The organism is Bacteroides sp. 1001136B_160425_E2 (assembly GCF_015559655.1).
GTDB classification, from domain to species: Bacteria; Bacteroidota; Bacteroidia; order Bacteroidales; family Bacteroidaceae; genus Bacteroides; species Bacteroides luhongzhouii.
The window spans coordinates 311,715-323,995 of sequence record NZ_JADMQH010000001.1; the positions used below are offsets into that span (position 1 = coordinate 311,715).

The window sequence follows — 12,281 nt, forward strand, 5'->3', positions numbered from 1 at the left end:
CTTTTCTATATCTATTAATTTGAATTTGCTTTTTTCGTAAAAAGTGCCACAAAGATAGGGATTTATCTCATAAATAAGACAGGGAGGGTATTAATTTATCTTATTCCTGAACTTCTTCATCGATTTCCGGTGCCACCATACGGTCATATTCTTCCCGCTCCTGCTCCCGGTCCGCTTTCTTCATTTCTTTGGTCAGCATCTCTTCGGGCATATATAGATTAAAAGGAATACGCATGCATTTCATCTTTTTCACTTCCCGGCTAAATTCAGGACAAGCCACGAAATAGACACGTGATACGGACACCTTTCCCGGAGTTACCTGTTCGGGGCGTTCAAATCCCGGACTGGTCAGTGACGTATGAAATGTGCCAAGTCCTTCGATAGTAACCGGCTGTCCGATAGACAATAAAGTACGGATAGCATCAACCATTTCCGTCAATATACCATCTATCTGCCCGCGATGAAATCCACTCCGTTTTTCCATGTACTCAGCAAATTCTCTATTCCGAATCGGATCTATCAGTTTTTTGGGTACACCATACCATAATTCTTTTCTTTCTCCCGATGTTAAATCGGCTTTTTTTCTCACTACATAAGGCACTGCCATCGTCTATACTCCTTTCTTTTTTCGTTTATACTCGTGTTCTATCTAACACCCGGGTGTCAACACCATTGAGACCCGGGTGTCAGATAAGTGTTGGCTGCAACAAAATTAAGTCTTTATTGCGAGAGAACAAAAGAATTCTTCTATATTTGTGCATCCCTACATTATACTAAAGAAAAACATAGAACTATGATTAAGATTCTTCTATTGATAGACTATTCAAGCGAATTTGACAGGAAACTGCTACGGGGACTTGTCCAATACTCCAAAGAAAACGGCCCCTGGCTCTTTTATCGGCTACCTTCTTATTATAGCGCAATGTATGGGGAACAAGGTATTCTGAAATGGGCGAAAGAATGGAAAGCGGATGCCATTATTGGTCAATGGAATAACGACACGATCGATTTGCAGAAAGAGTTGAATATTCCGGTAGTGCTACAAAACTATCATCACCGAAGTGTTACTTACTCCAACCTGACAGGTGATTATAAAGGTACAGGAAGAATGGCAGCCCAGTTTTTTGCCAAAAGAATGTTTCGCAATTTTGCTTATTTCGGTGTTAAAGGAGTCGTATGGTCTGACGAACGCTGCGAAGGTTATCGGCAGGAGGTAAAACGTATCGGAGGCGAATTTTTCAGTTTCGAATCGGATAAGCAGGAAGACGAGATAAGAATGGAAGTAAGCCAGTGGTTACAGGAACTTCCCAAGCCTGTCGCTCTGTTTTGTTGTGACGATGCGCACGCCCTGTTCATTTCTGAAACTTGCCGGATGAACAACATTCATATCCCGGAAGAAATCGCTCTATTGGGTGTAGATAACGACGAACTAATGTGTAATATTTCCGACCCGCCTATTTCATCCATAGAGCTTGAAGTAGAAAGAGGAGGCTATTCTATCGGCAGGCTCATCCACCAGCAAATAAAGAAGGAACATGAAGGTACTTTCAATATTGTTATCAACCCCATCCGCATCGAACTACGCCAATCAACAGAGAAACACAATATTAAAGACCCTTATATTCTCGAAGTGGTGAAATATATAGATTCACATTACAGTTCCGACCTGACGATAGAATCTTTGCTTGCCAACATTCCGTTATCCCGCAGAAACTTTGAGGTGAAATTCAAGAATGCACTGAACACCTCTATATATCAGTATATCCTGAATTGTCGTTGTAACCATCTGGCAGATTTATTACTCACGACAGATCGTCCATTGGCCGATTTAGCAATAGAGGTGGGGTTCAAAGATTATAATAATATCTCGCGTGTCTTTAAAAAATATAAAGGTTGTTCACCTCTGGAATATCGCCAAAAGAAGACTAGTCATATTTAATTTTCGTTTTTTGAATAGCACTTTTCGTTTTTACTATAAAAACTATTATAGAAACAACCTACTTTTGTCATAAAAGTTAATACTCTCTCAATTTAACGAAGAATGTATTAGCTATACCCAATCTTTGTTATATCCTTAAATAAATATACTATATATAATTTCTAAAATGTCAAATACCATTCAAAAACACAGCAAAAGGAAAATGCAGCTAACAATAAAGTTCGGATTTTCCAAACAGTTTTTTATATACTATATAATTATCTGCATAGGGTTCTGCACAGCTAGTTGTATAGAGAATAAACAAACTAATTCACTGCAATATAATACAAAAGCATGGAATAAAATAAAAGATTATTTCAATCCGCCAGTGATATATAAAGATAATTATGGAAATTATCGTTCCCCTCTGTTACTGAATAATGGAGACACTATCAAGAATGTAAATGATTGGAATAAAAAACGAAAAGAAATAAAAGATACATGGATGAATTTAATGGGGAAATGGCCTCCTATAATTAAAAATCAAAAATTTGAAATATTAGATACGCTTAAACGTGAGAACTTCTATCAATATCGTGTCCGCTTCTATTGGGTTCCTAATGAACAAACAGAAGGGTATTTACTAATCCCTGATAAGAGAGGGAAGAAGCCTGCTATTATTTCTGTTTTTTATGAACCTGAAACTGCCATTGGAATCGGTGGAAAGCCTAACCGTGACTTCGCTTATCAACTTACTAAAAGAGGATTTATCACCCTGTCATTAGGAACAACCCAAACAACGAAAGAAAAAACATACTCCATATATTATCCGACGATCAATAATGCTTCTCTACAACCTCTATCAGCATTAGCCTATGCAGCTGCCAATGCATGGGAAGCATTAGCCAAAGTCCCTGATGTAGACTCTACTAAAATTGGCATTGTCGGACATTCATATGGAGGAAAATGGGCAATGTTTGCATCTTGCCTCTATGACAAATTTGCATGCGCTGCATGGAGTGACCCGGGTATTGTTTTTGATGAAACAAAAGGGGGATACATCAACTATTGGGAACCTTGGTATCTTGGCTATTACCCTCCGCCCTGGAAAGATACCTGGAACAAAAACGGATATACTAAAGCAAAAGGAATTTATTCGCAGTTACGTAAAAATGGGCATGATTTACATGAAATTCATGCACTTATGGCTCCCCGCCCTTTTCTTGTTTCCGGAGGCTTCTCTGACGGACCTGAAAGATGGATACCTCTAAATCATACAATACTCATTAATCGAATTCTAGGGTATGAAAACAGGGTAGCGATGACCAATAGAGCGAAACATGATCCTGATCCCGAATCAAATGAAATCCTTTACAATTTCTTCGAGTGGTATTTATGTCCCACTAATTGACAAAAAACATTACATAATAAAAAATATCTTATGAAAAACTCAAAAATTAATTGCAGAGCCACTATCAATCGATTCATTTTGCTCTCTCTCACTTTATGCTATATTTTCACAGCATATTGTAGTAATAAGGAACAGGAAATAAAACAATTTCTCATTTATGATGCTATGTCATACATCGGCAAACCAGACTTAAGTCACTATGGTCTTCAGCCTGTTTATCTAATGTATGAAGTAACCTTGACAAAAAAACACTCCGATCATTCTTCAAAAGCCATACTTGACTTCAACAAAATCGAGAAACAAGCCAAACTTGCATCCTTATTTCCGAGAACTATGATTTCAACGGATATAGAACAATGGTATTACGAGCCTTCACTTACAGACCAGGAAATAGAACAAAGATTCGACACATTATTTAGTTACTTTAGACAAAAAATTTCACCAAACATAACAATCGGCAACTATGGAGCCGCTCCTACAGCCTTATGTGTACACCGATACTACCATTCCAAAATGTCAGAAGATAGTATATTGATGACTTGGCGAAAAAGCAATAAAAAACGTTGGGCTGCACTCAAATACGCAGATGTAGCTCAACCCTCTCTTTACATTGCCGAGCCTAATATCGAATCTTGGATAAAAGATCTGCAAATAACAGTAAAAGAAATAAAAAAACACTACCCTAATAAAAAAATTATAGCATATATTTGGCCCCAATACTATGATAAAAAAGATAGTCCATATTATAAACAATTCATTTCCCCCCACATTTGGAAACAAATGCTAGAGGCTACTTATACATATTGTGATGGAAGTATCATATGGTCAAGTAGAACTGATGAAAATGATCAATCAGTATTCTGGGAGGATCTTCGGGTGCAACAAATCTGGGAAGTAACAAAACATTTTATCCATTCCCACAAAAGACAGATTGTGTTTCCTGAAAAAGAAAACTTGTCTATATTGACTTCTACTCCACAAAAATTCAATATATATTTAAACACAAATCATCCCCAATTAGCCCAATATGGAGTTCAGACGATACAAATGATTAATGAAAAAGATTTGGGAAACTGTAGCAATGAAACTTTTGTTCTTGATGTAGACAAAGTGAAACAACTTGCCATACAAACTCCAAAATCCTCCAATACGCCTATATGTATTGCACCGATTAATAAAAAGAGTGATACATCAGATTATCAAGAAATTTACAAGCTATTAAAAAAAGACAATGGTAATCAAATATGGCAAATACCCTCCACAAGTTTAGGTAAACTAAGGCTTCATAATTCAAATATGCATGTCAACATGGGAAGTTGGGCAATAAATACAATGAATTCTCCGCAAGAGCCGGAAAAATTCACAGATGCCATTATCATAAATGCCCCTATCGTTGATAATGACACAATCACTTGGAAGAAAGAATTATACATTACTATAAAAGAAGCACAATTCAAATCTGAAGGAAAACCAATATATGTATATTTGCCAACCGCCTCGCTTAATAACAATCATACAATAAAAGCAACGGAATGGAAAACTGCATTGAAAACCGCCCACCAATGGTGTAACGGTATAATAATACATGATATAAACAACAATCTACCTGACACGAATACAGCAATATGGCAAGAAACTTTAAAATTCATAAGAGAAATGAAGAATACAGTAGATTAAACTTACGTTTTTTGAGGACTAGTCTGCGTAAAATCAAATCGACACCTTGACATATCAAGCTATATTTGCACTATTAGGATATCCAATCAATAAACTGCAATGCCAAATTTAAATTTAATACAAGATGAAAATGAAACTATTGAAAAGCAAAATTCTGCGAGATGCATCACGAATAAAATTTTTACCGATATGCATCTTTATGTTCTTTTTCCTTTTTACTCCCTTTGTTTATTCCCAGAGTAGAAAGCAAATAACAGGAAGCGTACAAGATGTTCAAGGAAACCCTCTTATTGGAGTTAGTATCTTGGAAACCGGAACATCAAATGGGACCATCACAGATATGAATGGTACCTACTCTCTCAATATAAGTTCCACAAATGCAACACTAAGATTTTCATATATTGGCTATGAAGAACAACTAATTAAAATACAAGGTCGAAATGTCATCAATGTAAAGATGAATGAAGAAACTAGCAATTTAGATGAAGTCGTAGTGGTTGGCTATGGAGTACAACGAAAGTCCGACTTAACCGGAGCTATATCTTCCATTAATGCAGCTGAGACTCTAAAAAAAATGCCTGCGGCCCAAGTAGCTGATTTACTTCAAGGACGCATTGCCGGGCTTAGTATTGTAAACTCATCCGGAGCTGCAGGGGCTACCCCTACGCTACGTGTCCGCGGTGTAAACTCCATAAAAGCAGACGGTGGCCCATTAGTCGTTATCGATGGTTTTCCTGGTGGTAACCTCAGTGCTATAAATCCCGCAGATATAAAATCTATTGAAGTACTAAAAGATGCCTCATCAACAGCAATATATGGTTCAAGAGGAGCCAACGGTGTCATCTTGATTACAACAAAATCTCCTAAAGAGGGCAAATTATCAGTAGACTACAATGGTTATGTTGTTGCCGGAACACCAGCCGACAAACCTTCCATCATGCCCGTAAATGAGTTCGCCCGTATGGCCAATGATTGGAATCAGGCATATTATGGTAAAGACCTATATACAGAAAGACAAATCACTAATTTCACCAATGGATATGATACTTATGATTATATGGGAAATATCATCAATGATTATGCCATCAGCCATTCTCATGACATCAGCATCAAAGGAGGAAATGATAAAATGAGCTTCTTATTTTCCACTCAATATATTCATAATAAAGGAATTGCCGGGCATTCCACAAATGACAGATGGAACTATCGTTTAAAAGTGGATGCTAATATCACTAAAAAACTAAAATTTGGAGCTAATTTTTATGGAATGATTAATAGTGCTGCAGGAAATAACTTCTCTGGACAATACAGTCTACTCACTTTGGCACAACAATTTCCGCAAACTGTACTTCCGTATGATAAAGAAGGAAACCTCACCCAAGGAACTATCGACAATACCGGTATTTACAATCCAATAGGTTTCATTGATGAACAAAAAAAGAATAACAACGAGGATATGACTTTTAATAACTGGTTACAGGCATATATCAGTTATGAAATTATTCCTGGATTAACATTCAGAAATGAACAGCAAATAAATATAGGAAACCGTTTTTATGGAACCACAAGCAGCAAACAAAGTATGAATGGGTTCCTAAAAGGAAAATCATTAGCTACATATTATGATGCAAATTCATGGGGGTGGCGCATGACAAATACACTTAACTATACAAAGGAACTAAACAAAAATAATCGCCTCAACGCTACTATTGGTGTAGAAGAAAGCCTATCACGTTCATACATCATGAGGCAGACTGCAGAAGGATTAACTTCCGAAAGCATCGGCTGGAAAAATATGATGTTGGCAGAAACCAGCAAACTAGAAGACAATGAGGTTAGCAAGACAACAGCCATATCGTATTTCGGACGAATCAACTATGTCTTAATGAACCGCTATATGGCCACAGTAACATTCAGAAGAGACGGTTCTTCCTTGTTGTCTTACGACCATAGATGGGATAACTTTCCTTCTTTCAGTCTGGCTTGGAATCTAAAAGAAGAATCATTCCTTAAAAATATTAATTCTTTAGACCAATTGAAACTAAGATATGGATATGGAGTTTCCGGAAACCAGGCAGTAGCAGCTTATTCGGCATATACACAATATAATGCAACAATAGGAAACGGCCAAATAGCTTATACGCTTGTCCCGGGTAATCCTATATTAAAATGGGAAAAAACACATCAACATAACTATGGGATCGATGCTGCTTTTCTAAATGGCAGAATTTCATTCACATTCGATTATTACGACAAAAAAACAAAAGATGCCATTAATACTGTAGTTCTCCCGGCAGATACAGGTTTATCATCCGGACTAAGAAACGCTGCTGAAATCAGCAACAAGGGGTTTGAAATTACTTTGGGAATCACTCCGCTTACGACAAAAGACTTCTATTGGAAAGCCGACATTTCATTGGCTCATAATAAAGCTAAAATTGAAAAATTAGGAGATATAGATTCGGATTTCATGGAAATAGGCACAGGATGGGGAAATTCATTCTATCGTTACTTTGTAGGAGAACCGATCGGTGCAATCTACGGTCTTCAATCCACGGGAGTATGGAGTACCGAAGAGTATAATAACCCTGATATTAAAAAACCAACTTCTCCTACAGTAAGACCCGGCTCTTACAAATACGTTGATCAAGACGATAGTGGAACTATAGATGCAGATGATTATGTCATTATTGGTAACGGGCAACCCAAATTCAATTGGGGAATGAATAATTCATTTACCTATAAAAACTTTGACTTGAATATTTTCTTAATCGGTTTTCATGGATTTGATATTTACAATTACCCAAGAGCCAGACTTACAAGTTCCTTATCTCCATTCCCCGAATTAGCCGAACGCTGGATTGCAGGCAAAAATGAGAATGCAATTATTGCCGGATTCGGTAAGGACCGGGACGCTATAACAAGCCCTGAAACGGTAGCATCATCTACATTTATAGAAAAAGGAGATTTCGTAAAATTGAAAAGTATTACTTTAGGTTATAATTTCTCCAAAGGTTTATTGTCAAAAATAAATCTAAGTGCAGCGAGAGTATATTTTTCGATAAAGAATGTTTGTACAATCACCAAATATTCCGGAAACGATCCTGAATTGTCAATAAGTAACCCTCTACGCCCCGGACTTGATATGGGAACTTATCCCAGTCAAAGAGAATATCTACTTGGCTTAAATGTTTCATTCTAAATACAAGAATACAATGAAAAAATATATATTCATACTTCTGACAAGTTTTTCTTTAACTTCTTGCGTAGACTTATTGCAAGAACCGCAAAGCAAATTAACGCCTGCCACCATCGAGTTGACAGAACAAACTCTTGAAAGCATGACCAATGGGCTTTACAAAGATTTATGGGGAGAAAATTTCGGCTTTAACTGCCGGTTGGCATCACTCGCATTGGCTGGTGACGATATGACTTCAGGTGCTTTGGACAAAGTAAGGAATGTTTTGGACGATCAACTAAAAGTTCCAATAGATAATGCAGATGTGCTAAATTTATGGAAATATTTTTATCAAACAATATACTCTGCAAATAATATAATATATCTAATCAATGAAAACGAAAATCTCGACACCCAAATAAGTAATAAGTATTTAGGAGAAGCCTATTTCTTCAGAGCCTTATCCTATTTCTATATCGTAAGATATTGGGGAGATGCTCCTGCTATTACAGACCCTAACTCAAGTACAGACATAGATGGGAGTAGTAATATGCCACGTAAACCGGTGAAAGACATCTATGAAAGAATAATTCTTCCTGATTTAAGTAATGCAATCAACCTGCTACCATTACAAAGCCGTGACAATAACAATCAGGCTCCAACCACCTGGGCCGCCAAGACTTTGCTTAGTGACGTATATATAACCATGGCTGGATGGCCATTAAAAGAAGAAAATTATTATGCAGAAGCTGCTAAAACTGCAAAAGATATCATCGAAAACGGACCTTACGATCTGGTCGGTGAATATAAAGATCTTTGGATGAACGCTAAAAAGACGGATAAAACTGAACATATATTCGCACTACAGCATTCACTGTCTTATTTACCAAGCCAATACGGCATATCCTATCTTGGAAAAGAAGAAAATGGCTGGTATGACTATGTAGGTGATCCTGTATTCTTCAAAAACTTCCCTAATGACAAAAGAAAAGAATTCTGCTATATTACATCAACCGTGGATACTAAAGGAAATCGGATTGACTGGGAAGACTTTGATATAGGCGCACCTTTTATCCGGAAATACAGGAACTATGGAGGCTGTGGAACATACGGTATTGATGGAAACACCTCTACACGTAGTTCACTTTCAGAAGGTCTCACTCCTATTTACAGATTTGCAGACGTATTGCTAATTTATGCCGAAGCCAGCAATAAAGCAGAGGGTTCCCCCAACACTCTTGCGTATAAATGTTTAAATAGAGTCAGAGACAGAGCATTTGGAGATCAAAGTCATCAATATGCAGGTTTAACACCAGAAAAATTTGCAGATGCGGTATTCGATGAATTTGGCTGGGAAAATGTATTTGAATTCAAAAGATGGTTCCAATTGGTAAGAACAGAAAAAGTAGACGAGGCTATAGGCAAGAATGCAGCAATTGGAGCGAGATTAAACGCTAATAAAGAGAATTATCTTTTCCCGATACCTGTAAGACAATGCGAACTCAGAGGTTGGAAAAACAACCCTGGCTATTAAGTAATTTATCACAAAATCAAGAACTATATGAAAACATCAGAGATTAAATGGTTGACCATGTTACTATTCACTGCCATGCTGTTCATTACTGCATGTAGTGACGACACCATTCGTCCTCCTTATTTAGAAGAGGAAATTGAACCTACTCCGGAAACAAAAGAATTTGTTGTTTACGATGCGATGAGTTATAAGAATAAACCGGATCTTACATCGGATATGATCTCTAACATACGCTTAATTTATGAAGCTTTCTTGTTAACTAATGAAGAGATTGATATGGATAAAGTTGCTACTCAAATCAGTATCACAAAAACATCCAATTATCAAGCCGTCAGCACTGACATTGAAGCTTGGTATTCAAACAAGACCGATGAAGAAATTAAAACCGGATTGAAAACCGTATTTGACGCTTTTAAAAAAGAAATTCCCAGTTGTACTGTCGGTAATTATGGTATACCTGTGAGCGATTTAAATGTTTTCAGATATAATAGAACTGAACCAGAAGAAGAGATTATTAAATTATGGAAGAAAAACAGCGAAAGAAGGCTCTCTGCCGGTGAAGTTTCAGATGTTCTTTATCCCTCATTATATATCATGACTCCGGACGTAGATCAATGGCTGAAAGATTTGAAAACGACAGTAGAATATATCAAAGAGAAATTTCCTGATAAAAAGATTATCGGATATATCTGGCCGCAATATTATAATCTCAAAAACAATCCTGACTATATGAAATTCATTCCTGCTGAAAAATGGGATAAGATACTGGAAGGATGTTATACATATTTAGATGGAGCAGTGATATGGTCGAATGGAAAAGGTGAAGATGGTGAAACTGACGTTGCGTGGAATGACACAAAAGTCCAGGCAATGTATAGTGCTACAAAAACATTTATCGAACGGCACAAAGCTAACATTAAATTAGACAAGCCGATAGGCGGTGGCGATGATGGCGGATCAGAGCCTACAGAATTCTATGTATATGGTTCATTAAATTTCCAGAATACTCCTTCAAATCTATTAAGCTATGGTATACAACCCATATCAGTAATCAGTGAAGCTAATGTTTCCGAAACAGAAAAGCAAGGTAGTGTATATCCTCCTGTCATCGACAAGATCAAGAATTTAGCAACTGACGCCACACATCCAGTTTGTATATCTATCAGTACATGGCATGCGGACCGTTCTACAGATAATAGTGCAATGATGTCACGTTTCCAAACTGTATATAGCACATTCAAAGATAATAACTCAAAAGTTACAATCGGGTATCGTGGTGTTGGTCCCACAAGCCTCACCTCTCTCAGAGTCACCAACTATACTCAATCTGATTTTCAAAGAAATGACTCATGGCAGAGATACGCGGTAGAACCCATGAGAGGAATCAGGGAATATGCGGATGTATTATATCCTGAAGTTACAATCATCAATGACGATTTGGATACCTGGAAACAAGATTGCTCCGCAATTCTGGAAGAAGCTAAGTGGAACAATCCAAACAAGAAAATATTCGCCTGTATCATGACTAATTATTTCAACAAGACAGGAACTATACCAGAAGACTATGAAGCTTTTGCCGATGCATACAAGCCAATCAAGGAAGCTACCTGGTTGAATGCTCTTGAATATTTGTACCGAAGATGTGATGGTATTGTCATTATCGGTAATTGCCAAAAAAATGACCCTATCGAATATAGTGAAAACTTAGGTATCATGAAGGCTACAAAAACTTTCTACGAAAATCATAAAAATATTATCGACAAGACATTACCCGAAGAAGAAAAGCCTGCTACTGATAACCTAATTACAAATGGCGGATTTGAGGATAAGATAGAGCCATCTTCCATAGCCCCCGTTGTACATACAAACGAACTTGTCCGCCCTCTAAGGCTTAGCGGTTTCTTTGATACTACAGCACAAAAAACATTTCCTACAGCAGATGGTGCCATTACTGTTCCTGATAATGTCTGGTTCCATAGATGTAACAATAACTCATGGTTCTGGTTTACCTATATTGATGATACATCTATTACCTATGCAGGTGGCGGGACACCAATCTCACATTCTGGGAACAAATCTGTAGTTATTTATACTGCAGCTAATGCTGATGCTGCTAAATATAGCAGTCATGCCAATAATTTAGAACACCTTCAGGGAGTTGCACAACGTTTATCCCTGGATGACAGCAAAAAATACAAACTACAATTTTTCTATTATCGTCCAAATCTTGTTTGGGGTACAACGAATGTTGCTGCAAATATAAACCATGCAGAAAAAATAGTCGTGGGAATTGTGTCCTCAACAGGAGCAAACGTAAATACAGACTATACGTATGAAAAAGTTATCACGTTAGAAAAAACAGAAGGTTGGAAAGAATATAATATCACTTTTGATCTTCCCGATATTATCCAGAAAAATCCAGGTAAAAGTTTTGAGAAATGTGCCATATTTTTCAACATTGTACCGGAGATAGACAGTGCACAAAAAACACTGAAAACATTAGTCAATCTAGATGACATCAGTTTGACAGAAACGAAATAACAGAACATTCTTTAATTACAGT

General features: G+C 37.0%; 7 protein-coding genes. 6 read left to right on the plus strand and 1 reads right to left on the minus strand.

The window, feature by feature from the left end:
• Positions 1-100: 100 nt before the first annotated feature.
• Positions 101-607 carry an HU family DNA-binding protein gene (locus tag I2I04_RS01100; RefSeq protein WP_195654078.1) on the minus strand — a complete coding sequence of 169 codons (507 nt, stop codon included), beginning with the start codon at positions 605-607 and terminating at the stop codon, positions 101-103.
• A 186-nt stretch (positions 608-793) separates the two neighbouring features.
• On the opposite strand from I2I04_RS01100, the gene I2I04_RS01105 reads away from it, so the two are divergent.
• The 6 genes from I2I04_RS01105 (at position 794) to I2I04_RS01130 (ending at position 12,259) form a co-directional block, all read left to right on the plus strand.
• Positions 794-1,939 carry a XylR family transcriptional regulator gene (locus tag I2I04_RS01105; RefSeq protein WP_195654079.1) on the plus strand — a complete coding sequence of 382 codons (1,146 nt, stop codon included), beginning with the start codon at positions 794-796 and terminating at the stop codon, positions 1,937-1,939.
• Positions 1,940-2,117: 178 nt separating this feature from the next.
• A complete protein-coding gene (locus I2I04_RS01110; protein ID WP_410489748.1) occupies positions 2,118-3,329 on the plus strand; it encodes an alpha/beta hydrolase family protein in 1,212 nt (403 codons plus the stop codon).
• A 30-nt stretch (positions 3,330-3,359) separates the two neighbouring features.
• On the plus strand, positions 3,360-5,006 hold the full coding sequence (locus tag I2I04_RS01115; protein WP_195654081.1) for a hypothetical protein: 1,647 nt from the start codon (positions 3,360-3,362) through the stop codon (positions 5,004-5,006).
• A 199-nt stretch (positions 5,007-5,205) separates the two neighbouring features.
• The gene (locus I2I04_RS01120; RefSeq protein ID WP_229126901.1) at positions 5,206-8,208 is read left to right on the plus strand and encodes a SusC/RagA family TonB-linked outer membrane protein; all 3,003 of its coding nucleotides are present in this window, start codon (positions 5,206-5,208) and stop codon (positions 8,206-8,208) included.
• A gap of 13 nt (positions 8,209-8,221) precedes the next feature.
• On the plus strand, positions 8,222-9,718 hold the full coding sequence (locus I2I04_RS01125) for a RagB/SusD family nutrient uptake outer membrane protein (protein WP_195470167.1): 1,497 nt from the start codon (positions 8,222-8,224) through the stop codon (positions 9,716-9,718).
• A gap of 27 nt (positions 9,719-9,745) precedes the next feature.
• A complete protein-coding gene (locus I2I04_RS01130; protein WP_195470166.1) occupies positions 9,746-12,259 on the plus strand; it encodes a hypothetical protein in 2,514 nt (837 codons plus the stop codon).
• Positions 12,260-12,281 lie beyond the last annotated feature (22 nt).